This is a genomic window from Hyphomicrobium sp. CS1BSMeth3, from assembly GCF_900117415.1.
In the GTDB taxonomy this organism is placed as follows: Bacteria; Pseudomonadota; Alphaproteobacteria; order Rhizobiales; family Hyphomicrobiaceae.
The window spans coordinates 905176-926958 of sequence record NZ_FPEI01000005.1 but is presented as its reverse complement, the minus strand read 5'-3'; the positions used below and the strand labels follow the sequence as shown (position 1 = coordinate 926958).

Genomic DNA, 21783 nt, shown 5'->3' with positions numbered 1-21783 from the left:
TCCGCGCACCATCAGGCGAGGAAATCGCCGTACATGCGCTGCGCCCACTTGAAGTCCTCTTCCAGCAGATCCGGCGAACGGATATCGACATCGAGCTGCGTCTGCTGGACGGTGCCGTCGGGCAGCAGCTCGTAGTCGAACTGCACGGAGATCGCCTCGCGCGGCTCGCCGTTGACCATCATGTAGCAGAGGTTGTCCGGCAGCAGCGTCTTGACCTCGGCCCCCTTGATGCGCTGGCCGATATACGTCGCGACGATCTTGCCCATGTAGTTCGCGACGTGCCCGCTCTTGGGATAATGGCCGAACTGCTTCGAGATGAAGCCCATGGCATCGCCGATGACGTACACGCGGTCATCGGCCTTCGCATGCAGCATGGTTGGATGGATATCCGCCCATCCCGTCGGCTTGCCCTCGGCATTCTTGCCGATGAGATCGGCGGACCAGACCATGTCGGCGGCCTGATGCGGCGGCATCAGGATCGCATCGTCGAAATCGAACTCGCCGGCCGCCGTCTTGATCTTCTTGTTGAAGGGGTCGACCTCCTTCACGCCGGCATTCGGCACATGCTGGATGATGTCGGGGTAGAGCTCCTGGAAGGCCATACGGAAGCCCTCGCCGATCGGCATGATGCGCGGCTTGGGATCGAGGATGACGATCTTCGCGGGAATTTTGTTCTTCTTGAAGTGCCACGCCATGATGCACGCCCGCTCGTAGGGCGAGGGCGGGCAGCGATGCGGCGGCGGCGGCAGGGTCATGACCATCGTGCCGCCCTTGAAGGCATGGATCTTTTTCTTCAGCGCGACGTGCTCGCTGTTCGGGATGTAGGCCGATGGGAACGACTTGCGCGTATGGCTGATCGCCTTCGCGTCATTACCGAACCACGCGCCGTAGGCATTGCGGATGCCGCCGGCCAGGATGAGGTAGTCGTAGTCGATGCGGCCGTGGGCCGTGCGCACCTGCTTCTTATCGCGCTCGATGGCCATCACTTCCGTCTGCACGAGCTGGTAGCCGTACTTGCGCGCCGGCTGTGTCATGTCGTGCAGCAGGTAGTCGGTGTTGACCACATCGATCAGCCACTTGTTGCTGATAGGACATGACCAGAAGACCGGATTGCGCTCCAGCACGATGACCTCGGCATTCGGCACCTGCTCGCGCAGATGGCGCGCCGCCGAAAGTCCACCCCAGCCGCCGCCGGCAATGACGATGCGCGGCCGCCCGCTGGCGTCGCGCGGCAACAGCGCTCCCTCCCCTGTTACGACAGCCGGTTGTGCGAGGGCCGGCGCCGCGGCCATCGAGGCCACGCCGGAAATGAGCAATTGGCGGCGATTGATCATGGGGTTCCTCCATGAGAAATGCTGTTCGCCCCGGTCTCTGAGACCAGGTTCGGCATCGCAACGCATCAGCGGGCCGCCGCATCGCGCGCGACGAGCCAAGCTTCAGCAGTGTGTGTGATGAGCCGCTTCAGTTCCGGCTGAACCCACCGCAGGCCTCGTGCGGTGAAACGGCCCTGACAGGGCACGGCGTCCAGAAATGGCAGCTACCGGGAACCGTATGAACTGCCGAACGCTCGGTCAAGGGCAAGCCATGCTCGCCCGTGCCACGAAACTGTAGCGGCGTGCCTGAAGCGTCGATGCTTTAGGCCGCCACGCCGTGCCGTGCCGCGAACGCTGCGAGCTCGGGATGCGGCATCGGGCTCTCGCGCTGGAGGAAAGCCAGGAGCTCGAGCTCGTTGGTGTCGAGCTTGCCGCCGATGCCGAGGTTCTCGATCAGCCACTGGCATTCGGCATCGTCGATGCGCTCCTGCGTGACGATCTCGAGGCGCTGCCGCTCGAGCCGCGCCAGCGCGCGCTCCTCGCTCGATTGCATGCGGAACGTGCTCCAAACGCTCCCCGCGCCGCCCGCGACCATGCGACCGAGGAAATGGCCGATGCGCTCGCGCGCGGTCGCTCCCGCCTCACGGCTGCTGGCGGCGTCTGCCAGAAGCACGCTCGCGCCGCGAGTATCGGCATCCTTCGCCCAGACTTCGATCCTCAGCGTCTCCTCGCGCGGCGGGATGTGATGGCCGAGGCTCGCCAGCACCGAGGCACCGACCGCCTTGACGAACAGCTCGGTCCAGGCCGGCGAGCATTTGCCGGGGGCCAGCGCCTTGTTGATCGCGATCAGAACCTGGGCCTCGGCACGCGTCACCGCGATGCCGCCGTCGCCGGCGAACGCGTAGAGAATGCGGCGGATGAGGTCGATCTCGCTCTGGCCGATCATCCCGGGCTTGAGCATCTGGCCGGCGCGCGTCACGCCGACGCCCGAAATCACCGCATCGCGGATCTGCGCGAGCGCGAACGCGGCGAGGCTCGGCGGCGACCAGCGCGCCTTGTCGAGCACGTTGAGCAGCAACTCGAGCTCGGTATTCGTGGTGATGTGGCCGTCGCGGCTGACGCGGGCGATGAGCCAGTCGGCCTTGTCGACGACGATGTAGCCGTCCGGCTCGGACTGATGGACGACGTAGTCGGTCAGCGCCTCGATGAAGAAAGGCGCCCAAGCGGCATCGGTCACGCGGCAGGCACTGTTCAGCGACAGCAGCGCTTCGGCTTCAGATGTCGAGATGGTGCCGTCTTCGTTGAACGCACGCCGCATGGCCGCAACGTCGCTGTCACGAATGCTTCCACGCGCACTGATCTCGTCGACTGCAACGCCATTCAAGATACCCATAGCGCCTCACCCAGGACCGTGACCACGACCTGAGGCTAGGGGGATATGGTTACATTTCTGGAAACAGAGATTTCAGAATTGCGCAGACTGTTGCGACCCAAATACACACCGCGAAAAGGTCCGCGCGGCCGGTCACCGGGTGACCTAACCAAGCCGGCCTTCCGCGAAGCGCGGGAGGATCAACCCGAGATCTGCAGGTTGATCGCCTTGGGACCTTTGCCGCGCTTGTCCGGCTCGGTCTCGAAAGAAATGCGTTGGCCTTCCGTCAGGGAGCCGACGCCGGAGCGCTCGACTGCCGAGACGTGCACGAAAACATCTGCACCGCCCTCGTCTGGCTTAATGAAACCGTAACCCTTAGTCTGATTGAAAAACTTGACGACGCCCGTCTGCCGCATGCCTGCCATCCTTCTCCACGAGGGTGGTGAGCAACCCTTGCCTTCCGCTCGGGAGACGCAAATGCCCCTCGCATCTCCATGCCCCCGCGCCTGCCTAGCCGATTGGCAGGCGGGCCACTGATGCATGTCGGCGCAGGCACACCAGCCCGCATCGAAAAATATCCGACCGTCAAATCATGCGGGCAAAGCACAATTCCGTGAAGCTACGGCATAGAGGCAACGTGCCGGAAATCCAGGCAGGATAAGGCTCGGCAGAGATCGCTCAGCCGAGTCGCACGATCTCGGCGCGTGCTCCGTAGCCGACGGCAAGTCGCTCGCTCAGCTCGGGCAGCAACTCTGTGAGGTCCGCCTCGAGCGTGTATGGCGGGTTGATGACAATGAGACCCGAGCCGTTGAGTCGATCGGCATCCGACGGCTCTCGGATGAGAAGTTCGACCGCCAATGTCTCGGGTGGCGCGACCTTCGAGATCGCCTGATGGAACCGCGCGATGAGTCGCGGGTCCTTGATCGGATACCACAGCAGGTACACGCCACCTGCAAATCGCCGCCGTGCATTCTGAAGACCCTGGGCCAGCCGCTCGAGCTCCCCGGTCTCCTCGTACGGCGGATCGACGAGAATGACACCGCGCCGCTCCTTCGGCGGAAGCTGCGCCTTGAGCGCGAGCCAGCCATCGAGGCCGAGCACCTTGGCGCGCCGATCGCCGGCCAGATTCTGCGTGAGCGTTTCCGCGTCCTCAGGGTGCAGCTCGTTGGCGACGAGCCGGTCCTGCGCGCGCATGAGCGCCAGAGCCAGGCACGGCGAACCAGGATAGCGGTGCAGCCTGCCATCGGGATTGAGCGCATGGACCGCATTCAGGTAGGGAGCGAGCAGCGCCGCCGCAGCTTCTGGGAGAGGAGCAGCCTCCGGCCCGATCAGCCGGCCGATCCCTCCCTTCCACTCGCCCGTCTTTTCTGCCGCAATGCTCGTGAGGTCGTACATGCCGATCCCCGCGTGCGTGTCGATCACGCGGAAGGCCGCCTCCTTCTTCGCCATGTGGACGAGCACGAGCGACAGCACGACATGCTTGAGCACATCGGCAAAGTTCCCGGCGTGGTAGGCGTGGCGGTAGTTCATGAGCGAAGCGTCGAGCACCCGGGCGGCCGGCTTGTCAAGCGGCGGGCCCAGCCGCCCGCAATCGTCATGTCTGACGCGAATTGTTCTCGTTTGAGAATCCTCTTCTCTATGAGATACATCAATTGTCACAAAAGCGTTGCATCGGGGCTCGCCCGGAGCATCGGAGAGCCACCGGCCTGTCTGCTGACATCGGCGCCCATACCTACCCGCCCGCCACCTATGCAAAAACCATCCGATACCGCCCCTCCGCGCCTCCCCTGGTGGCGGGACCCGATGTATCGGACGGTTCATGCCGTCGGCATCACGCAGGTCACGGCCTGGGGCACGGCCTTCTACTGCCTCGGCGTGCTCGCGACCCCGATCGCGAACGAGCTCGGCTTCATGCGCAGCTTCGTGTTCCTCGGCTTTACGGTCGCGATGCTCATGCAAGGGCTGGTCTCGGCGTCCATCGGCCGGCTCGTGGATCAGTGGGGTGGCCGCCAGGTTATGAGCCTTGGCGCCGTCTTTATTGCGATCGGCCTCGCCGCTCTCGCCATGGTCTCGCACTGGATCGCCTATCTGGCCGTGTGGGCCTTCCTCGGCGTTGCCATGCGCATGTCGCTCTACGATGCGGCCTTCGCCTCGGCCGTACAGGTCGCGCCGAGCCGCGGACGCAAGGCCATCTCCTATCTCACGCTCTACGGCGCCTTTGCCTCCTCCGTGTTCTGGGTCATCGGCCACCAGCTCTCCGAGGCCGTGGGCTGGCGCAATACGCTGCTCATTTTCGCGCTCATCAACCTCGTCGTCTGCCTGCCGCTCAACTGGTGGGGTCTCTCGGTGCGCGAAACCCGCCCGGACAATGCCCCCGCCGCGACGATGGCTGCCCGCGCGGTCGACGGCGCCCCGCTCAAGGGGCGCGCGCGGACCATCGGCATGATCCTGTTCGCGCTCATCATGTCGCTCAACGGCTTCGTCTTCGGCGTCGTCTCGGTCCAGCTCGTGCCGCTGTTCGAGACCGCCGGCATGGCCACCGCCACGGCCGTCTGGATCGCCTCGCTCAAAGGTTTCGCGCAGTTCGGCGGCCGCGTCATCGAGATCGTCTTCGGCCGCAATCTGCACTCTTTTACAGTCGCGCGCTTTGCCATCGGCGCGCTGCCCTTCTCGTTGCTGCTGCTTCTCTATAGTGAAGGCGCCTTCGCGCCGATCCTCGCCTTCACGCTGCTCATGGGGGCCTCGCAGGGTGTCATCACCATCGTGCGCGGTGCGGTGCCGCTCGCACTCTTCGGCGCCGAAGGCTATGGGCGGGTGCTCGGCCTGATCGCGACGCCGATCCTCGTCGTCAGCGCCCTTGCGCCGACGGTCTACGCCTTCATCCTCGACACCTGGGGCAGCACGGTCGGCGTGACGGTCCTTTTCATCAGCGCCCTCCTGGCCACGATCGCCATCGAGCTCATGGGCCGCTGGTATCGTAAGAATCAGAATGGCGGCTGAGATCGCCCGCGTTGCATCCGCGCAATCGCCCGCTCGTGGGTCTATGTCGAACGCGGCCGGATGACGTGGTTCTGCACACCGACGGTGCCGAGCTGCGGCCGCTTGGAGCTGACCATGCCCGCATTGACGCCCGCCCAGCCGATCTCGCCGGAGAGCCGCCCGTACTCGATCTTCGGACAGCGGTTCATCACGACCTTCAGCCCCGCAGCCTCTGCCTCGGCCGCCGCGATGTCGTTACGCACCGCAAGCTGCATCCAGATGACCTTGAGCCCGAGCTTGTCCTTGAGCGCAATCGCCTCGCGCACGACTTCGAGTGCGGCCTCCGAGTTGCGGAAGATGTCGACCATGTCGACCTTCTCATTGATCTCGGCGAGGCTCGCCGCCACCTTCTGGCCGAGGATCTCCTTCCCCGCGAGGCTAGGATTGACCGGGATCACGCGGAAGCCCTTGCCCAGCAGATACTTCATCGCGAAGTAGCTCGGCCGGTTGATGTTCGCCGAAGCGCCCACCATCGCGATCACCTTGCTCTCGTTCAGGATCGCGGCAACGTAGGTGTCGTCATAGCGGTCGTGGTTCATGGGCGCGTCGGCGGTGGTAGTTGCGGGCGGCCATCTGCATCCAGCGGCCAGAATGGGTTGTAGGCGATCTCCCAGAGAAATCCATCCGGATCGGCGAAGTAGCCCGCGTAGCCGCCCCAGAACACCTTGCGCGCAGGCTGCGTGACCCTCCCGCCGTGCCCGGCCGCAAAGGCCATGGCTGCATCGACCGCGGCCTCGCTCTCGAGATTGATGGCGAGCGACATGCGCGCGTGGGCGCTCCCGCTCTCGAGCTTGGCGTTGGCGTCCTCGGCGAGATCCTCGCGCCCGAACACCGCGAGCACCACGCCATTCATGTCGAAGAACGCCACGCCTTCGCTGTCGAAGCCCGCCGCGCGAAACCCGAGGCCCTCATAGAAGCGGCGCAAAACCGCCACATCGGCAACGCCGAGTGTCACCAGCGTCATCCGCTGCGGTATCATTTTCAATCGCCCTTCCAAGCGGGCGGGCGCTTCTCGATGAATGCGCCGATGCCTTCCTCGGCATCCCGGTGCATCATGTTCCGCACCATCACATCGCTCGCATAAGCATAGGCCTCGGCGACCGGCTTCTCGATCTGGGCGTAATAGGCTTCCTTGCCGATCCGTATCGTCGCCGGAGATTTGCTCGCAATCGTGCGGCCAAGCGCGAGCGCGCCGTCGAGCGCCCCGCCCTCGGCCACGACGCGGTTGACCAGCCCGTAGTCCGCCGCCTCGCGCGCGCCGATCATCTCGCCGAGCAGCAACATCTCCATGGCGCGCTTGCGCGGCACGTTGCGGGTGAGCGCCACCATCGGCGTCGAGCAGAAAAGCCCGATGTCGACGCCGGGCGTCGCAAATCGTGCGGCCGCACCCGCCACGGCTAGATCGCAGGTCGCCACGAGCTGGCAGCCCGCTGCTGTCGCGACACCTTCGACAGCGGCGATGAATGGCTTCGGGCTGCGCATGATCGACGTCATGACCGCCGCACAGCGCATCATCGTCAGCGCGTAGAACCCGCGCCCGCCGTCCGCGTCGCTGCGATGTGCGGTCAGTTCTTTGAGATCATGCCCGGCGCAGAAGGCCGGCCCCGTCGCCGCCAGAACCACGGCACTGACGCCGCGCTCGCCCGACAGCCGGTCGATCGCCGACTGCAAGGCCGCCAGCATGTCGAGGCTCAGGCTGTTGCGAGCCGCCGGGCGCGTCAGCGTCAGGACGGCAACCGCATCATGACGGGCCTCGCTCAGGAACGAGGCGCCGTCCTTCGTGGTGGTCTGCTGCTGTCCGCCGTCCTGCATTTGGACGTCCTCGCGCGTGGTGCCGGTTTGGCACCTCAACGCGCTTAGCTTACTGCTGGCCGAGGGCCTTCTCCAGAGCCTCGCGATGCTTCGAGACCAGCGCGATGTTGCCGGGGAACTTGACCGGCGGCGTGTTCTTCAGCGCGTCGTTCAGCTCGTCGAGCATCTGCTTCTTCTCGGCCGCGCTGATCTGCGTATCGGCGTTGATCTCAGCGATCTCCTTTTTGATCAGCTCGATCGGGTCCGTGTACTTGCCCGTGTCCGGGTCGATGCCGCTCAAGATGACCGAGATATTGTAGGCCACATCGTCATATTCAGTATAGTCTTTGAAGCCGTGCTTCTTCGCGATCGCGTCGAGCTCAGCCTGCTGCTTGTCCGTCGGTGCCGTGCCTTCCTGGGCCGGATTGCGCTCGATGAACTGCGTAATATCGGGTTGCGCCGAGATGAAGCCCTGGACGTGCTTCTCGCTGAGCTCGAGCTGATTGAACGCCTCCTGGGCTTTGACCGCCGGCGCGGCGACGAGCGACAACAGAGCTATTGCCAGCGCCGAAGCAAACGCGGCAAGAGTTCCAAACCTGCTGAGCATTGGGGCTTCTCCTCGTTCGAAATCTCGTGCCTGCGTCGTTTGCCTGTGCAGATCGCCTAGCGTGGCCTCGATGCCGGCGTGCCTATACCAGAACCAGATCACCAGAGTGGGACGCCAATAAGGATGTCAACTGATACCCCACAGACGAGTCACCTTTCCGCCACTGCTGTCACGGAGCTGATCGACGCGTCCTTTCCGCAGATCCATGCTTCAGGACGCGTGATGGAGATCGAATCCGTCGGCCACGATATTGCGCGCGTTCGCATGCGTCTCAGCGAACACAACACACGCCACGGCGGAACCATCTCCGGCCCCGCCATGTTCACGGTCGCGGACTTCTCGATCTACGTAGCGCTCATCGGCCGTCTTGGTTCCGCAGCGATCCCTTCGGTCACCAGCAATCTCAACATCACATTCCTCACGCGCCCGCCTGCCCGCGATGTGATCGCCGAGGCCCGCCTTGTGCGCGTCGGCCGCCGGCTCGCCTATGCCGAGGTCGCGCTCTACTCCGAGGGCAGCAGCGAGCTGATCGCTCACGCGACCGGCACCTATGCCCTTGTTTCGTCGATCCCGAAAGCATGAGGTATCTCCATACCGCAACTGCGGTAATTGGATACCGTCAACGTAGTACATTGAAATAATTGGAGTATTTTCCTGTCGCCGGACCCGAATGTCATTGACCTGCGCGCTCAGGCAGCCTAGAAGGATGCCGCGCAGCGCTTGATCTCTCTATTGCAGGATCGCGCCGCTCACTGTTTCAGCCGTGCAAACCGGCCTGGTGCCCCGGCACTCGTCCACGCACGTCCGCAACGAAAACTACCGTACTGAGCAGAACTTTGGCGACCACGCCGCCGGCTTTCGAGCCGACCGGCCCGGGCGCCATACTCGAGGGCCAAGCAAATGAAGACGTACAGCGCCAAGCCCGGCGAGGTGGAGAAGAAGTGGGTGCTCATCGACGCCGAAGGCCTCGTCGTCGGCCGGCTCGCTGCGCTCATCGCCACCCGCCTCAAGGGCAAGCACAAGCCGACCTACACACCGCACGTCGACATGGGCGACAACGTGATTGTCGTCAATGCGGAGAAGGTGGTGTTCACCGGCAACAAGTACGAAGACAAGAAGTACGAGTGGCACACCGGCTACCCCGGCGGCCTCAAGACCCGCTCGCCGCGCCAGATCATCGAGGGCAAGTTCCCCGAGCGCGTCGTCTTCAAGGCCGTCGAGCGCATGCTCGCCCGCGGGCCCCTGCAGCGCCGCCTCATGACCAACCTCAAGGTCTACGCCGGTCCGTCCCATCCGCATGAGGCGCAGCAGCCGACCAAGCTGGACATCGCCGCGCTCAATCGCAAGAACAAGAGAGTCTGACGCCATGACCGCAGATGCCAAGTCACTTGAGGACCTTGGGAACCTCACCGGCCAGGCCAGCGAAGCGGCCGCCCCCGTGCACATCCAGAAGCTCGACGCCCAGGGTCGCGCCTACGCCACGGGCAAGCGCAAGAACGCCATTGCTCGCGTGTGGGTCAGCCGCGGGCACGGCAAGATCACCATCAACGACAAGGACGTGACGACCTACTTCGCGCGCCCTGTCCTCCAGATGATCCTGAAGCAGCCGCTCGTCGCCGCCGAGCGCATGGATCAGTACGACATTCGCGCCACGGTGACGGGCGGTGGCCTCTCCGGCCAGGCCGGCGCCGTCCGCCACGGCCTGTCGAAGGCGCTCACTTACTACGAGCCGGAGCTGCGCACCGTGCTGAAGAAGGGCGGCTTCCTCACGCGCGACAGCCGCATCGTCGAGCGCAAGAAGTACGGCAAGGCAAAGGCCCGCCGCAGCTTCCAGTTCTCGAAGCGCTAAGCGGACCGCAATCCCGCAAAGAAAAACGGCCCGCCGGATGTCCGGCGGGCCGTTTCGTTTTTCTCGCTGCCGGCGGCGTCAGGACATCGTGCCGCCGGTCACGCAGTTGATCGGCCTCAGGTGCACGCAGCTCGAGTTGCGCGGCTTCAGGAAGAAGCGCTCGGTCATGTTGAAGGCCGACTCGATGAAGTAGTTGAAGATCAGCGGCGTGTAGTTGTACCGCGCTTCGGAGACGATCACGCTCTCGCCGGAAACGAGGAGGCCCTGGGGAATGTCCTTGTATTCCTCGCCGCGCGGATGCGGCGTGCCGCCGTTGTTATCGCGCGACCAGTCGATCGTATAGGTGAGGGCATTCGGATTGCCCGGCGTCCCAGCCGCGATGACGCTCATGACCTTCACGTAGAGGCGCTGGAGATCATAAGGCGCGATGAGCTGCTCGATGATCTTGAGATCGCGGTCCACCTGCTGAGCCGTCAGCCCCGAGTTGGGCGCACGCGCGATGAGATCGGCGGTCGAGCTCGCCGCCAGCGTGAGGCGACGGTCGACGGTGAGCGCCTGGCTGAACTCGATGGTGCCTACGAACAGGAAGAACATGATCGGCACGATCATGCCGAACTCGACTGCAGCGAGGCCGCTGTTGTCGCGGCGCAATCGGGCGAAGAGACCGCTGCGGCCGTTCGTGCGGCGCCGGCTCGAGAGTCGCGTGATGAAGCTCTTCATCGTGCAGCACCCATCAATCAACGATCAATTGTATGGCTCGGTTCGGAACGTCGTCGCGGCCTGGATCAGGCGCGAGCCGTTGCCCATATTTCCGAGATTGAGATACGGGATCTTCGAGGCCATGCTCCACTCGTAGCAAACCCAGATCAGGACGACCTGGTCGGCATCGCCCGGCTTGTATTGGGTGACGTCGCTGAGGTTGCCGGCGGCATCCAGACACTGCGCCGTGGTACCGGGCCCGATCGCCTCGGAGTCCGGGAAGTTCAGAACGTTGATGCGAAGCTTGTTCACGCAGTCGACGAAGGCCGGCGCGAGCTCGCAGACCTTTTCCTTGAACTGCTGCTCCGTCATTCCGCCCTGCTGCACCTGGCCGGTTCGGATCAGACGCCCGGTCCGCTCGACCGCGTTCTCGAGCGAGAAGGTCGTGAAGAAGAAGAGCCCGACGCCCATGATGCCGAACAGCAGCATGAGGAACGGCCCTGCCACGAAGGCGAATTCGATGGCCGTCGTGCCCGACGTATCGCGGCGCCAACGCCCAAACAGCGACCGGCGCACGCGGGAGCGCTCAGGGCCTGCGTCGGAAAATGGCTGCATTGGCGTACGCCTCACTCGTTCACGCCACGGAAGATCACCCCGCATGAAATACGAGATTGCTGAATCATCGCTTAATTCGCGGCACGGCCTTTCCGACTGGTAAATGAAATGTCTTGAACCCTAGCTAACGGGCCTGATCTGTTCCACGCGCGGCCCCAATAAGAATTTATCCCCGCCCAACAGGCCGCGTGAGATATTCGTGTGTTTGCGCCCAAGTATATATTGGAACTATACTTCCAAGGCGCAGAAAATTCCTGAATCAATTATTGACATCGCAACGATGTTTTGGTACAAATCCAGTATCGCGTGAAAAACGTCAGATGATGACGGGCGGCCGGACCGCCCCACAGAACGTTTCAGATCACGCCGCCCAGCAAACAATCTGGTGTCCCGCATGACCGGCTCGGATCAACCCGACTGGCCGGAGATCCGACGTCTGTACGTTGCCGGCAAGCTCACGCTCGCCTGTATCGCCGGACGACACGGCATCTCGGCCCAGCGGATTACCCGTCGTGCCCGCAATGAGCGCTGGCCGGCGCGCCCTCGGCGCAGGCCAGCCGCTCGGGATGGCCCGGCTACGGCATCGCACACAAAGAAGCCCGCAACGGCCCCCGGCCACAAGCGCGCACCGCCGCAGGCCGCGACCCCCGCCATCAAACAGGAAGTGGCCGCACCCGGCACCACCTCGCTCAAGACGCGGCGGGCGCTCGTCCGTCGGCTCTACAAGGCGATCGACACCAAGCTCAAGCAGATGGAGAGGCGCATGGCGCAAGACATCGCCACCAAGGAAGGAACCTCCGACACCACCGCCGCAGACCATGAGCGCGACACCCGCGCGATCGGCGCCCTCATTGCCAACCTCAGTCGCGTAACGGAGATGGAAGCTGACCTCGAGCGCCTCCCCGGATCCTCAAACCCCGCCACCAGCCAAGGCGACCGCCAGCTCGCCGACGAGGCGGAGCGCTTCCGCCGAGATGTTGCGGAGCGTCTTGCTCGGCTTGTCGGACCGGCCTGAGCCAGAACGCGAGGCAGCCCTCGCCGCGCTCTCGGCCATCGAGATCATCCGCCTCGCCCATGACTGGCAGGTCTGGGCCCGCGATGACCAGCTCGCCCCCATCGCCACCGAGACCGGCCAGCCCTGGCAGACGTGGCTCATTCTCGGCGGCCGCGGCTCGGGCAAGACCCGCGCCGGCGCCGAATGGGTCCGCGCTCGCGCTCTCGGCCTCGGCACCGAACAGGACGAGCCCGCGCGGCGCATCGCACTTGTCGGTCTCACCATCGCGCAGGTCCGCAGCGTCATGATCGAAGGCGTCTCCGGCCTCCTCGCCGTCCACGCGCCGCATGAACGCCCGCACTTCGACGTCTCACGCAATCAGATCCAATGGTCGAACGGAGCCATCGCCCAGATGTACGCTGCCGATGATCCGGACAACCTGCGCGGGCCCCAGTTCGATGCCGCCTGGTGCGACGAGCTCGCCAAGTGGCGCCGCGCCCAGCACGCCTGGGACATGCTGCAGTTCGCACTCCGCCTGGGACGCCACCCGCAATCCGTCGTCACCACGACACCGCGCTCCATCGCGCTGCTGAAAAAGCTCATGGCCGACGAAGCCACCGTGACATCGCGCGCCAAGACGACCGACAATGCCGCAAACCTCGCGCCGTCGTTCCTCTCGAGCGTGCTGAAGCGCTACGGCGGTACGGCTCTCGGCCGCCAGGAGATCGACGGAGAGATCGTCGAGGATCGCGGCGGCGGGCTCTGGCGCAAGAGCTGGCTCGACCAGCACCGCGTCGCCGCGCCGCCTGAGATCGCGCGCATCGTCGTCGCCGTCGATCCGCCCGTCACGTCGAACACCAACTCGGACGCGTGCGGTATCATCGTCGCCGGCCTCGGCGAGGACGGCCGCGCCTACGTCCTCGCCGACCGCACCATCCGCGGCCGCGAGCCGACCGTGTGGGCCCGCGCGGCCATCGCCGCCTACCGCGATTTCGCCGCCGACCGCATTGTCGCCGAGGTGAACCAAGGCGGTGATCTCGTCGTCGGCGTCATGCGCCAGGTCGATGCCTCGGTACCCATCCGCGCCGTCCGCGCCACGCGCGGCAAGTGGGTGCGCGCCGAGCCGGTCTCCGCGCTCTACGCCGAAGGCCGCGTGATCCACGTCGGCGAATGGCCCGAGCTCGAAAGCCAGATGTGTGCCTTCGGCGCCGATGGTCTCGCCCAAGGCAAGAGCCCGGATCGGCTCGATGCGCTCGTGTGGGCGCTCACCGATCTCATGCTGACAAACCCGCGCAGCCCAACCATACGGACGCTCTGAATGACCCCGACTTCCGTTGCGATCTCGCTCGGCGCCCTCTTTGGTCGCTGGGTTGGCAGAGCCATGCCGCACGCGCCGGCCGAAACCAAGGCCAGCGCCGTCGGTCCGCTCATCGCGCTCGAAACCCTTCGACAGCCCGCGTGGACGCCGCGCGACTACGCCGCCTTCGCCCGCGAGGGCTTCATGGGCAATGCGATCGTCTATCGCTGCGTGCGCATGATCGCCGAGACCGCCGCCTCGGTGCCGCTGCTCCTATATCGCGGCGAGGAGGAGATCGAGGCGCACGCGCTGCCCGACTTGATCAACCGGCCCAATCCGGCCCAGGTCGGACCCGAGTTCCTCGAAACGCTCTTCGGCCACCTGCTCGTCGCCGGCAACAGCTACATCGAGGCCGTCGCCATCGATGACGAAATCCGCGAGCTGCACGTGCTCCGCCCCGACCGCATGAAGGTCGTGCCCGGCGCTGACGGCTGGCCCGAAGCTTACGAGTACACCGTCGCCGGCCGCTCGGTGCGCCTCGCCGGCGATTGCGTGCCCGGCGTACGCGGCGTACTCCACATGAAGCTCTTCCACGCCGCGCACGATCACTACGGCATGAGCCCGCTCGAAGCCGCCGCGACCGCCATCGACCTCCACAACACTGCGACGCGCTGGAACAAGGCGCTGCTCGATAACTCCGCCCGTCCCTCCGGCGCTCTCGTCTACACCTCGCGTGACGGCAATCTCACCACCGAGCAGTACGAGCGCCTCAAGGCCGAGCTCGAGCAAGGCTTCCAGGGTGCCGCCAATGCCGGTCGGCCGCTTCTCCTCGAAGGCGGCCTCGACTGGAAGTCGATGTCGCTTTCGCCCAAGGACATGGACTTCCTCGAAGCCAAGAACGCCGCCGCCCGCGAGATCGCGCTCGCCCTCGGCGTGCCGCCCATGCTGCTCGGCATTCCCGGCGACAACACCTACGCCAACATGGCCGAAGCCACACGCGGCTTCTGGCGCCAGACCATCATTCCGCTCGTCGGCCGCACGTCGAAGGCTCTCTCGCGCTGGCTCGCCCCCGCCTGGGATGCCGACCTGGAGCTGCGTCCTGATCTCGATGCCGTCGAAGCCCTCTCGCCGGAGCGCGAAGCACTGTGGGCGCGTCTCGAAAAGGCGTCCTTCCTCACGCTCAACGAGAAGCGCGCCGCAGCCGGATACAGCCCGCTCGCCGACAGCGAAACGCTAACACCCGCGCCCTGACTTTCCCCGCCACGCAACCACCCCCGAACCCGGAGCGTTCCATCGTGATCGAGCCTCGATCTGCGACACCCCAACGCGCGCGTCCACACGAAGCGAAGTTCACGGCCCTCGACATGAAGAGCGTTGCCGATGACGGTGCGTTCGAAGGCTATGCCTCCATTTTCGGCAGGCAGGATCTCGGCCGTGACGTCGTCATGCCGGGCGCCTTTCGCGACACGCTCGCGACCCGCGGCCCCTCCGGCGTCCGAATGCTCTTCCAGCACAATCCTTCCGAGCCGATCGGCATCTGGGAAACGCTCGCCGAGGACGCCAAAGGCCTCTTCGCCCGCGGCCGCATCATGCCGACCGTCGCCCGCGCCCGCGAGGTGCTTTCGCTCATGCGCGCCGGCGCCATCGACGGTCTCTCCATCGGCTTCCGCACCGTCAAAGCTCATCGCGACCGCTCGCGCGGCGTCCGCCGCATCGAAAAAGTCGATCTCTGGGAAATCTCCATCGTCACGTTCCCGCTGCTGCCGGAGGCCCGCATCGCCTCCATCAAGGCGCGGCCTTTCGCCGACCGGCGGCCTTCGGAACGTGAGTTCGAACGCTGGCTCACGCAGGACGCTGGGCTCACGCGCACCGAAGCCCGGGCCGTCCTGCGCTCCGGCTTCAAGGGTCTGGCCGCTCTGCGGGATGCAGCCGCCACGCCCATCGAGGCAGCACGTCTCGCAAGCCGCTGCGCTGCCGTCGCCGCCTATCTCCGCTCATCGCCTGCCATCTGAAGGACAGACCGCACATGACTGCCACGACACCGGGCCTCGAAATCAAGAGCAGCCCCGAGCTGAACCACGCCCTCGATGATCTCCTCCGCGCCTTCGAGACCTACAAAGAGGAGAACGACCGCCGCCTTGCCGACATCGAGACGCGCGGGGCCGTCGATCCATTGACCAACGACAAGCTCGATCGTCTCGATCGCGCCCTCGACGAGAACAAGCGCCGCCTCGACGAAATCTCGCTCAAGGCTGCGCGTCCTGCACTCTCCTCGAACGGCCCGCGCTCGCACCTCGCACGCGAGCATCGCGCCGCCTTCGACGGCTACGTCCGCAAGGGCGAAACCGCCGGCCTCATCGACATCGAAAGCAAGGCGCTCTCTGTCGGCTCCGGTCCTGACGGCGGCTATCTCGTCCCCGCCGAGACCGAGACGACCGTCAACATGGCGCTCAAGGAAATCTCCCCGATCCGCGCCATCGCCAGCGTTCGCCAAGTCTCCGGCTCCGTCTACAAGAAGCCGTTCTCCGTTGCGGGCGCCGGCGCGGGCTGGGTCGCGGAAACGGGCAGCCGCACGACCACGACCTCGCCGACGCTCGCCGAGCTCTCCTTCCCGACCATGGAGCTCTACGCCATGCCGGCCGCGACGCCGGCGCTCCTCGACGATGCCGCAGTCGATATCGATCAGTGGATTGCCGAGGAAGTTCGCTCAGCCTTCGCCGAGCAGGAAGGCACGGCGTTTGTCAGCGGCAACGGCAGCGCTCGCCCCACGGGCTTCATGCACTACACGAAGGTCGCCGAGGCGAGCTGGACCTGGGGCAACATCGGCGCGATCAAGACCGGCGTCGACGCAGCCTTCCCGGCAACCAATCCGGGCGACAAGCTCATCGACTTCGTCTACACGCTGAAAGCCGGCTATCGCGCTAATGCCCGCTTCGTCATGAATCGCGCGACGCAGGCCATCGTGCGCAAGCTCAAGGACGACGACGGTCACTACCTCTGGCATCCCGCAATCGCGCCTGGCGAGTCACCGTCTCTCATGGGCTTCCCGGTCACCGAGGCCGAGGACATGCCGGATGTCGCCGCGGACGCCTACGCGATCGCCTTCGGTGATTTCCGCCGCGGCTACCTGATCGTCGACCGCATCGGCATCCGCATCCTGCGCGATCCCTATTCGTCGAAACCCTACGTGCTCTTCTACACGACGAAGCGCGTCGGCGGCGGCGTTCAGGACTTCGACGCGATCAAGCTTCTGCAGTTCGGCGACTGATCGCGTCGTCCACCTCGCTTCGGTTGAGCCACGCGACCGCCGCCGGACTCCCCCACGGCGACGGCCTGCGCACAACTGTCCGACCCGATCAGGCTCTCCGCGACCACCGGTGATCTCGCTCACAGCCGGTCCGTCGTCGCCTGCTCGGCTGCGTCGGCGCACGCCTCCTCCCGGCGCCGCGCAATTGACAGTCGGCCAACCGAAGCGCGCGCGGGCGGCACTGCCCTTCTCCGCGGCAGTACCGCCCGCGCATTCCTCTTCCCATCACTTTGCTGCGCGAGTTCGCCATGACCACCGTCCTCCTCAGCGCGCCCGCTGTCGAACCGATCACGCTCAGTGAGGCCAAGGTGCATCTGCGTGTCGATACCAATGCCGAGGACACGCTGATCCAGAGCCTCATTATGGCCTCGCGTCTGCATATCGAGGCAGCGCTCGACCTGGCCCTCATCACGCAAACCTGGCGCCTGCATCTCGACCGCTGGCCCCGCGCGCGCTCCCTGAACTTCCCGCTCAGTCCCGTGCAGAGCCTCACGGCGGTGAAGGTCTATGACGATGCCGATACGAGCGAGACGCTCGACAACACCGCCTTCATTCTCGACGGCACCGCCAATCCCGCGCGTCTCGTCCTGAGCGGCCGCGCCAGCCTCCCGATCCCCGGGCGCACTGCCAACGGCATCGAGATCGACTTCGTCGCCGGCTACGGCGATGAGCCATCCGACGTACCGCAGACCGTCCGCCAGGCGCTCCTGCTGCTCGTCGCGCACTGGTACGAGAACCGCGAGCCCGTCGAGATCGGCACCACCACGACCACCATTCCGGGTACTGTATCCGAGCTGCTCTCGCCCTATCGCCGGAGGCGCCTCTGATGCGCGCCTCGATCGGTCGCCTGCGCCACCGTCTCAGGCTCGAGGCCGCGACGCGCGCACCCGACGGCGGCGGCGGTGCTGCCGAGACGTGGGCCACAATCGCCCATGTCTGGTGCGAGATCCGCCCGACAGGCGGCAGCGAGAGCGTCGACGCGGACGGCCTGTCCGGCCGCAACGCTCACGAGATCACGATGCGCTATCGCTCCGGCGTGACGCCCGCCATGCGCCTTGCAATCGGGAGCCGTCGCTTCGAGATCGTGGCCGTGCTCGATGTCGACGAGCGTCGCCGTTGGCTCAAATGCCTCTGCGTGGAGCGCGGCCTTTGAAACTCACCATCACCATTTCAGGCCAGGACGAAGCACGCCTTGCCGAGCGCATCGAGCAGCGCGTACGCGAACGCGCCGCTCGCACCGCATCCGAGACCGACGACGATCCAGCCTCGTCGGAAGCACCGACGCCCGCGCGCCATCGCCCACCTCGCGATCGCAGGAGATAGTGCATGTCCAGCGCTGCCTGGGATCTTCAGCAAGCCGTCCATACCGCGCTTGCCGGCAACACCGATGTGCTGGCGCTGCTCGGCAGTGCGCGCGTCTACGACGACGTGCCGCAAGGCGCCGCCTTCCCCTATCTCACGCTCACGGGCTTCACCGCCCGCGACTGGGCGACCGGCACGGAGCCCGGCGCCGAGATCATCTTCACCGTCAATGCCTGGTCGCGCGGCGCTGGCCACAAGCAGGCACATCTCCTCGCCGAGGCCGCTCGTGCCGCGCTCCACGATGCCTCGCTCATCCTCGCCAGCCATCACCTCGTAAACCTCCGCCACGAAACCTCGAGCACGCACCGCGAACGCGACGGCGACACCTACCGCGTGGCTGCCCGCTTCCGCGCCGTCCTCGAACCGAACGCCTGATCTCCGCCAGCCAAGGATCCCCAGCGATGGCCGCTCAAAAAGGCAAGGACCTACTCCTCAAGGTCGACACCACCGGCACCGGCAGCTTCTCGACCGTTGCCGGTCTGCGCTCCCGCTCCATCTCCTTCAACGCCGAGACCGTCGACATCACGCACGCCGAGTCCGCGGGCGAATGGCGCGAGCTGCTCGCCGGCGCAGGCGTCAAGAGTGCTCGCGTCGCGGGCGCCGGTATCTTCAAGGATGCCACCTCCGATGCCGTCATCCGCGCGTACGTCTTCAACGGCACCATCCGCGAGTGGCAGATCGTGATCCCTGACTTCGGCACGATCGAAGGTCTCTTCCAGATTTCGTCGTTCGAGCTTTCCGGGCGCCACGATGCCGAGGTCGCCTTCGAGATCACACTCGAATCCGCAGGCCTGCTCACCTTCACCGCGCCCTAAAGGAAACCCGATGGCCAACCTTCACCGTGGCGAGGTCGATGCCGTTCTCGACGGCCAGAGCCTTCGCCTCTGCCTGACGCTCGGCGCGCTTGCCGAGCTCGAGGCGACCTTCGGCGACGAGGACATGCTCGCACTCGCCGAGCGCTTCAGCCGTGGCCGCCTCAGCGCCCGCGACGCCGTCCGCATCATCGGCGCCGGCCTGCGCGGCGCTGGCCACCAGTTCACCGACGATGCCGTCGCCCGCATGCGCGCCGAAGGCGGCGCCGCCGGCTTTGTCGATATCGTCTCGCGCCTCCTGACGGCTACCTTCGGCACGACCGACGATGCCCCCATGGCCAAAGCCGGCGAACCACTTGAGCCGGCGCCGGCAGAAGCGAGCCACGCCACCGGCCCTTTCCCTGGCGCGACGTGATGCGCGTCGGGCTTGGCGTGCTGCGCCTTTCGCCTGCCGCGCTCTGGTCGATGACGCCACGCGAGCTCGCCACCGCTCTCGAAGGTGCCCTCGGTCCCGCACCCGGCGATGGCGCCATCGACCGCCCGTCGCTCGCGAGCCTCATGGCCCGCTATCCAGATAGATGAGTGAGACCCATGCCCGAAACCGTGGCCGACTGGCAGATCAACGTCGCTGCCGACACCAGCGCACTCCGCACCGAGCTGCAACGCACTTCCCTCGTCGGCCGCCAGTTCAGCCGCTCGATGATCTCCGCCTTCGAAGGCATCGCCGTGCAGGGCCGCTCGCTCGGCGATGTCGTGCGCAGTCTCGGCTTGTCCCTCTCGCGCATGGTCCTGAGCGCCGCCTTCAAGCCGCTCGACCAGGCCATGAGCCGCTTCCTCGGCAACGTCTTCTCCGGCGGCATGGGCCTCGGCTTCGCCAAGGGCGGCGTTCTTCATCACGGCACGCCGATCCCTTTTGCCAAAGGCGGCGTCATCGCCTCGCCGGTCTCCTTTCCGCTCTCTGGCGGGCGCGCGGGCCTCGCCGGCGAACGTGGCCCTGAGGCCATCATGCCGCTCACACGTACGGCCGATGGCCGCCTCGGTGTCGCGGCCGCGAGCACCGGCAGCCAAAGCATAACGATCAATATCGCGACACCGGATGTCGAGAGCTTCGCGCGCTCCGAGACCCAGATCGCGGCCCTTGTCGCCCGCGCACTCGGCCGCGCCGAACGCAATCTCTAGGAACCGCCATGAGCTTCCACGAGATCCGCTTCCCGACCGCCATCTCGCGTGGCGCAACCGGTGGTCCCGAGCGCCGCACGGATGTCGTCGCGCTCGGCTCGGGCCACGAGGAGCGCAACAGCCGCTGGGCGGATTCGCGTCGCAGCTACAATGCCGGCTACGGCGTCAAAACGCTCGACGACCTCCACGCCGTCATCGCCTTCTTCGAGGAACGGCGCGGCCGGCTCTATGGCTTTCGCTGGAAGGACCACGCGGACTTCCGCTCGTGCCCACCCTCGATCACTCCGTCCGCGCTCGACCAGCCAATCGGTGTCGGCGACGGCGAGACCTCGACATTCCAGCTTTGCAAGCGCTACGGCAGCACGCACGCACCATGGTCGCGCCGCATCGCGAAGCCCGTCGCAGGCTCCATCCTCGTCGCCGTCGACGGCGAGCCTGTCATCGTCGGCACGCACGTCACCGTTGACCCGACTACCGGCACGCTCACCTTCGAACCCGAGCACATCCCCGCCGAGGGCGCCGTCATCACCGCAGGCTTCGAGTTCGACGTCCCGGTTCGCTTCGACACCGACAAGCTTGAGGTGAGCCTGCAGGGCTTCAGTCACGGCGCCATTCCCTCGATCCCGATCGTGGAGGTCCGCCTATGAAGCAGCTCAGCGAAGCCTTCACCGCGCACCTCCAGTCCGGCGCCACAACGCTTTGCTGGTGCTGGCGCCTCACGCGCCGCGACGGCACGAAGCTCGGCTTCACTGACCACGATCGCGATCTCGCCTTCGACGATACGAACTTCGAAGCCGCCAGCGGATTCACGGCGAGCGAGATCCGCGATCAGGTCGGCCTCAGCGTCGACAATCTCGAGGTGACGGGCGCCCTCATCTCCGACCGCCTCTCCGAGATTTCCCTCGCCGCCGGCGACTTCGACGATGCCGCCGTCGAAATCTTCCGCGTCAATTGGCACGATCCCAGCCAACGCGTTCTCATGCGCGCAGGATCGCTCGGCGAAGTCCGCCGCGCTGGCTCGGCTTTCAGCGCCGAGGTGCGCGGCCTCGCACACTATCTGCAGCAGCCCAAAGGCCGCCTCTTTCAGTACACCTGCGATGCCGACCTCGGCGACACGCGCTGCGATGTCGATCTCTCGTCGCCGGCCTATCGTGCCACCGGCACGGTTCTCGCTGTCAGAGACACACGCCGCATCGCCGTCGACGGCCTCGCCGACTACGAGATCGGCTGGTTCAATCGCGGGATCATTGCCTTCACCAGCGGCGCCAATGCCGGCCGATCCATCGAAGTCAAAAGCCACAGCGCCCGCGCCGGCATGATCGAGATCGAGCTCTGGCAGCCCATGGGCGAGCCCATCGCCATCGGCGACACCATCACCGCCACAGCCGGCTGCGACAAGCGCTTCGAAACGTGCGCCGCGCGCTTCGCTAACGCCGTCAACTATCGCGGCTTTCCGCACATGCCCGGCAATGACTTCGTCACCGCCGTAGCTCAGCCCGGCAGCACACCCCGCCCTGCCGGCAGCTCCACGGCTTCGGGAACCTGAG

Annotated in this window: 29 protein-coding genes; 18 read left to right on the top strand and 11 right to left on the bottom strand. The window is 65.7% G+C overall.

From position 1 onward, the window contains the following. Positions 1-11: 11 nt before the first annotated feature. From CS1BSM3_RS13510 to rlmJ, 4 genes are all read right to left on the bottom strand, one after another. The gene (locus CS1BSM3_RS13510) at positions 12-1334 is read right to left on the bottom strand and encodes an FAD-dependent oxidoreductase (protein ID WP_083528563.1); all 1323 of its coding nucleotides are present in this window, start codon (positions 1332-1334) and stop codon (positions 12-14) included. Positions 1335-1635: 301 nt separating this feature from the next. Beyond that, positions 1636-2706, bottom strand: a complete 1071-nt coding sequence (locus tag CS1BSM3_RS13505; RefSeq protein WP_072387574.1) for a hypothetical protein — start codon at positions 2704-2706, stop codon at positions 1636-1638. Between the two features lie 179 nt (positions 2707-2885). Next, positions 2886-3101: a cold-shock protein gene (locus CS1BSM3_RS13500; RefSeq protein WP_072388205.1), complete on the bottom strand. Its 216-nt coding sequence runs from the start codon at positions 3099-3101 to the stop codon at positions 2886-2888. A gap of 262 nt (positions 3102-3363) precedes the next feature. Continuing rightward, entirely contained in the window at positions 3364-4215 is an 852-nt protein-coding gene (gene rlmJ / locus CS1BSM3_RS13495; RefSeq protein ID WP_072388203.1) for a 23S rRNA (adenine(2030)-N(6))-methyltransferase RlmJ, read from the bottom strand. A 273-nt stretch (positions 4216-4488) separates the two neighbouring features. Here rlmJ and CS1BSM3_RS13490 point away from each other — a divergent pair, with 273 nt between their 5' ends. Further along, positions 4489-5685, top strand: coding sequence for an MFS transporter (locus CS1BSM3_RS13490; RefSeq protein ID WP_072387573.1), 1197 nt, complete (start codon positions 4489-4491; stop codon positions 5683-5685). A gap of 41 nt (positions 5686-5726) precedes the next feature. Here the strand turns inward: CS1BSM3_RS13490 and CS1BSM3_RS13485 are convergent, their stop codons facing one another. The 4 genes from CS1BSM3_RS13485 to CS1BSM3_RS13470 are packed head-to-tail and all read right to left on the bottom strand — an operon-like array spanning position 5727 to position 8122. Further along, positions 5727-6263, bottom strand: coding sequence for a CoA-binding protein (locus CS1BSM3_RS13485; protein WP_072387572.1), 537 nt, complete (start codon positions 6261-6263; stop codon positions 5727-5729). After that, a complete protein-coding gene (locus CS1BSM3_RS13480; RefSeq protein WP_072387571.1) occupies positions 6260-6703 on the bottom strand; it encodes a VOC family protein in 444 nt (147 codons plus the stop codon). Before CS1BSM3_RS13480 ends, CS1BSM3_RS13485 begins: the two co-directional genes overlap by 4 nt. A gap of 2 nt (positions 6704-6705) precedes the next feature. Beyond that, positions 6706-7536, bottom strand: coding sequence for an enoyl-CoA hydratase (locus CS1BSM3_RS13475; RefSeq protein WP_072387570.1), 831 nt, complete (start codon positions 7534-7536; stop codon positions 6706-6708). A gap of 49 nt (positions 7537-7585) precedes the next feature. Then, entirely contained in the window at positions 7586-8122 is a 537-nt protein-coding gene (locus tag CS1BSM3_RS13470) for a hypothetical protein (RefSeq protein WP_072387569.1), read from the bottom strand. A gap of 123 nt (positions 8123-8245) precedes the next feature. Here CS1BSM3_RS13470 and CS1BSM3_RS13465 point away from each other — a divergent pair, with 123 nt between their 5' ends. The 3 genes from CS1BSM3_RS13465 to rpsI all read left to right on the top strand — a co-directional run bounded on the left by CS1BSM3_RS13465 (position 8246) and on the right by rpsI (position 9971). Continuing rightward, positions 8246-8704, top strand: coding sequence for a PaaI family thioesterase (locus CS1BSM3_RS13465; RefSeq protein ID WP_072387568.1), 459 nt, complete (start codon positions 8246-8248; stop codon positions 8702-8704). A 318-nt stretch (positions 8705-9022) separates the two neighbouring features. After that, positions 9023-9484 (top strand): 50S ribosomal protein L13, encoded by a 462-nt coding sequence (gene rplM, locus CS1BSM3_RS13460; RefSeq protein ID WP_072387567.1) that lies wholly within the window; start codon positions 9023-9025, stop codon positions 9482-9484. A gap of 4 nt (positions 9485-9488) precedes the next feature. Further along, positions 9489-9971, top strand: coding sequence for a 30S ribosomal protein S9 (gene rpsI, locus CS1BSM3_RS13455; protein WP_072387566.1), 483 nt, complete (start codon positions 9489-9491; stop codon positions 9969-9971). A gap of 78 nt (positions 9972-10049) precedes the next feature. Here rpsI and CS1BSM3_RS13450 read toward each other — a convergent pair whose 3' ends face one another. Both CS1BSM3_RS13450 and CS1BSM3_RS13445 read right to left on the bottom strand, forming a co-directional pair. Continuing rightward, positions 10050-10691: a TadE/TadG family type IV pilus assembly protein gene (locus CS1BSM3_RS13450; protein ID WP_072387565.1), complete on the bottom strand. Its 642-nt coding sequence runs from the start codon at positions 10689-10691 to the stop codon at positions 10050-10052. Between the two features lie 24 nt (positions 10692-10715). Beyond that, positions 10716-11285 carry a TadE/TadG family type IV pilus assembly protein gene (locus CS1BSM3_RS13445; protein WP_072387564.1) on the bottom strand — a complete coding sequence of 190 codons (570 nt, stop codon included), beginning with the start codon at positions 11283-11285 and terminating at the stop codon, positions 10716-10718. Positions 11286-11679: 394 nt separating this feature from the next. Between CS1BSM3_RS13445 and CS1BSM3_RS13440 the strand changes: the two genes are divergently transcribed. The 7 genes from CS1BSM3_RS13440 (at position 11680) to CS1BSM3_RS13410 (ending at position 18036) form a co-directional block, all read left to right on the top strand. Next, a complete protein-coding gene (locus CS1BSM3_RS13440; RefSeq protein ID WP_072387563.1) occupies positions 11680-12300 on the top strand; it encodes a hypothetical protein in 621 nt (206 codons plus the stop codon). Further along, a complete protein-coding gene (locus CS1BSM3_RS13435; protein WP_083528560.1) occupies positions 12260-13597 on the top strand; it encodes a DNA-packaging protein in 1338 nt (445 codons plus the stop codon). The genes CS1BSM3_RS13440 and CS1BSM3_RS13435 overlap by 41 nt, the downstream gene beginning before the upstream one ends. 63 nt (positions 13598-13660) lie before the next feature. Then, a complete protein-coding gene (locus CS1BSM3_RS13430) occupies positions 13661-14827 on the top strand; it encodes a phage portal protein (protein ID WP_072388199.1) in 1167 nt (388 codons plus the stop codon). A 44-nt stretch (positions 14828-14871) separates the two neighbouring features. Next, a complete protein-coding gene (locus CS1BSM3_RS13425; RefSeq protein ID WP_348532899.1) occupies positions 14872-15588 on the top strand; it encodes an HK97 family phage prohead protease in 717 nt (238 codons plus the stop codon). Positions 15589-15602: 14 nt separating this feature from the next. Beyond that, positions 15603-16844, top strand: a complete 1242-nt coding sequence (locus tag CS1BSM3_RS13420; RefSeq protein ID WP_072387562.1) for a phage major capsid protein — start codon at positions 15603-15605, stop codon at positions 16842-16844. 287 nt (positions 16845-17131) lie between these two features. Next, positions 17132-17710, top strand: a complete 579-nt coding sequence (locus CS1BSM3_RS13415) for a head-tail connector protein (protein ID WP_072388195.1) — start codon at positions 17132-17134, stop codon at positions 17708-17710. Next, positions 17710-18036: a phage head closure protein gene (locus CS1BSM3_RS13410; protein WP_072387561.1), complete on the top strand. Its 327-nt coding sequence runs from the start codon at positions 17710-17712 to the stop codon at positions 18034-18036. The genes CS1BSM3_RS13415 and CS1BSM3_RS13410 overlap by 1 nt, the downstream gene beginning before the upstream one ends. A 17-nt stretch (positions 18037-18053) precedes the next feature. Here CS1BSM3_RS13410 and CS1BSM3_RS28800 read toward each other — a convergent pair whose 3' ends face one another. Next, positions 18054-18179 (bottom strand): hypothetical protein, encoded by a 126-nt coding sequence (locus CS1BSM3_RS28800; RefSeq protein ID WP_280174744.1) that lies wholly within the window; start codon positions 18177-18179, stop codon positions 18054-18056. 30 nt (positions 18180-18209) lie between these two features. On the opposite strand from CS1BSM3_RS28800, the gene CS1BSM3_RS13405 reads away from it, so the two are divergent. Genes CS1BSM3_RS13405 through CS1BSM3_RS13375 form a run of 7 tightly spaced genes read left to right on the top strand, consistent with a single transcriptional unit; the run spans position 18210 to position 21782 of the window. Continuing rightward, a complete protein-coding gene (locus CS1BSM3_RS13405) occupies positions 18210-18620 on the top strand; it encodes a DUF3168 domain-containing protein (protein ID WP_072387560.1) in 411 nt (136 codons plus the stop codon). Between the two features lie 26 nt (positions 18621-18646). After that, positions 18647-19060, top strand: coding sequence for a phage major tail protein, TP901-1 family (locus tag CS1BSM3_RS13400; RefSeq protein ID WP_072387559.1), 414 nt, complete (start codon positions 18647-18649; stop codon positions 19058-19060). A gap of 10 nt (positions 19061-19070) precedes the next feature. Then, a complete protein-coding gene (locus tag CS1BSM3_RS13395; RefSeq protein WP_072387558.1) occupies positions 19071-19472 on the top strand; it encodes a gene transfer agent family protein in 402 nt (133 codons plus the stop codon). Beyond that, entirely contained in the window at positions 19472-19639 is a 168-nt protein-coding gene (locus tag CS1BSM3_RS13390) for a phage tail assembly chaperone (RefSeq protein ID WP_072387557.1), read from the top strand. The genes CS1BSM3_RS13395 and CS1BSM3_RS13390 overlap by 1 nt, the downstream gene beginning before the upstream one ends. Positions 19640-19648: 9 nt before the next feature. Next, on the top strand, positions 19649-20236 hold the full coding sequence (locus CS1BSM3_RS13385; protein ID WP_072387556.1) for a phage tail tape measure protein: 588 nt from the start codon (positions 19649-19651) through the stop codon (positions 20234-20236). Between the two features lie 8 nt (positions 20237-20244). Further along, positions 20245-20883: a DUF2460 domain-containing protein gene (locus tag CS1BSM3_RS13380; RefSeq protein WP_072387555.1), complete on the top strand. Its 639-nt coding sequence runs from the start codon at positions 20245-20247 to the stop codon at positions 20881-20883. Further along, entirely contained in the window at positions 20880-21782 is a 903-nt protein-coding gene (locus tag CS1BSM3_RS13375; RefSeq protein WP_072387554.1) for a DUF2163 domain-containing protein, read from the top strand. Before CS1BSM3_RS13380 ends, CS1BSM3_RS13375 begins: the two co-directional genes overlap by 4 nt. Position 21783 lies beyond the last annotated feature (1 nt).

Coding starts and splice junctions, on each gene's coding strand:
- CS1BSM3_RS13405 (WP_072387560.1), top strand. CDS start 18,210: ATGTCCAGCGCTGCCTGGGATCTTCAGCAAGCCGTCCATACCGCGCTT.
- CS1BSM3_RS13385 (WP_072387556.1), top strand. CDS start 19,649: ATGCCCGAAACCGTGGCCGACTGGCAGATCAACGTCGCTGCCGACACC.
- rplM (WP_072387567.1), top strand. CDS start 9,023: ATGAAGACGTACAGCGCCAAGCCCGGCGAGGTGGAGAAGAAGTGGGTG.
- rpsI (WP_072387566.1), top strand. CDS start 9,489: ATGACCGCAGATGCCAAGTCACTTGAGGACCTTGGGAACCTCACCGGC.
- CS1BSM3_RS13420 (WP_072387562.1), top strand. CDS start 15,603: ATGACTGCCACGACACCGGGCCTCGAAATCAAGAGCAGCCCCGAGCTG.
- CS1BSM3_RS13400 (WP_072387559.1), top strand. CDS start 18,647: ATGGCCGCTCAAAAAGGCAAGGACCTACTCCTCAAGGTCGACACCACC.
- CS1BSM3_RS13430 (WP_072388199.1), top strand. CDS start 13,661: ATGCCGCACGCGCCGGCCGAAACCAAGGCCAGCGCCGTCGGTCCGCTC.
- CS1BSM3_RS13390 (WP_072387557.1), top strand. CDS start 19,472: ATGCGCGTCGGGCTTGGCGTGCTGCGCCTTTCGCCTGCCGCGCTCTGG.
- CS1BSM3_RS13475 (WP_072387570.1), bottom strand. CDS start 7,536: ATGCAGGACGGCGGACAGCAGCAGACCACCACGAAGGACGGCGCCTCG.
- CS1BSM3_RS13485 (WP_072387572.1), bottom strand. CDS start 6,263: ATGAACCACGACCGCTATGACGACACCTACGTTGCCGCGATCCTGAAC.
- CS1BSM3_RS13480 (WP_072387571.1), bottom strand. CDS start 6,703: ATGATACCGCAGCGGATGACGCTGGTGACACTCGGCGTTGCCGATGTG.
- CS1BSM3_RS13500 (WP_072388205.1), bottom strand. CDS start 3,101: ATGCGGCAGACGGGCGTCGTCAAGTTTTTCAATCAGACTAAGGGTTAC.
- CS1BSM3_RS13450 (WP_072387565.1), bottom strand. CDS start 10,691: ATGAAGAGCTTCATCACGCGACTCTCGAGCCGGCGCCGCACGAACGGC.
- CS1BSM3_RS13440 (WP_072387563.1), top strand. CDS start 11,680: ATGACCGGCTCGGATCAACCCGACTGGCCGGAGATCCGACGTCTGTAC.
- CS1BSM3_RS13505 (WP_072387574.1), bottom strand. CDS start 2,706: ATGGGTATCTTGAATGGCGTTGCAGTCGACGAGATCAGTGCGCGTGGA.
- CS1BSM3_RS13445 (WP_072387564.1), bottom strand. CDS start 11,285: ATGCAGCCATTTTCCGACGCAGGCCCTGAGCGCTCCCGCGTGCGCCGG.
- CS1BSM3_RS13435 (WP_083528560.1), top strand. CDS start 12,260: ATGTTGCGGAGCGTCTTGCTCGGCTTGTCGGACCGGCCTGAGCCAGAA.
- CS1BSM3_RS13375 (WP_072387554.1), top strand. CDS start 20,880: ATGAAGCAGCTCAGCGAAGCCTTCACCGCGCACCTCCAGTCCGGCGCC.
- CS1BSM3_RS13510 (WP_083528563.1), bottom strand. CDS start 1,334: ATGATCAATCGCCGCCAATTGCTCATTTCCGGCGTGGCCTCGATGGCC.
- CS1BSM3_RS13395 (WP_072387558.1), top strand. CDS start 19,071: ATGGCCAACCTTCACCGTGGCGAGGTCGATGCCGTTCTCGACGGCCAG.
- rlmJ (WP_072388203.1), bottom strand. CDS start 4,215: ATGAACTACCGCCACGCCTACCACGCCGGGAACTTTGCCGATGTGCTC.
- CS1BSM3_RS13470 (WP_072387569.1), bottom strand. CDS start 8,122: ATGCTCAGCAGGTTTGGAACTCTTGCCGCGTTTGCTTCGGCGCTGGCA.
- CS1BSM3_RS13410 (WP_072387561.1), top strand. CDS start 17,710: ATGCGCGCCTCGATCGGTCGCCTGCGCCACCGTCTCAGGCTCGAGGCC.
- CS1BSM3_RS13465 (WP_072387568.1), top strand. CDS start 8,246: ATGTCAACTGATACCCCACAGACGAGTCACCTTTCCGCCACTGCTGTC.
- CS1BSM3_RS13380 (WP_072387555.1), top strand. CDS start 20,245: ATGAGCTTCCACGAGATCCGCTTCCCGACCGCCATCTCGCGTGGCGCA.
- CS1BSM3_RS13415 (WP_072388195.1), top strand. CDS start 17,132: ATGACCACCGTCCTCCTCAGCGCGCCCGCTGTCGAACCGATCACGCTC.
- CS1BSM3_RS13490 (WP_072387573.1), top strand. CDS start 4,489: ATGTATCGGACGGTTCATGCCGTCGGCATCACGCAGGTCACGGCCTGG.
- CS1BSM3_RS28800 (WP_280174744.1), bottom strand. CDS start 18,179: ATGGCGCGCGGGCGTCGGTGCTTCCGACGAGGCTGGATCGTCGTCGGT.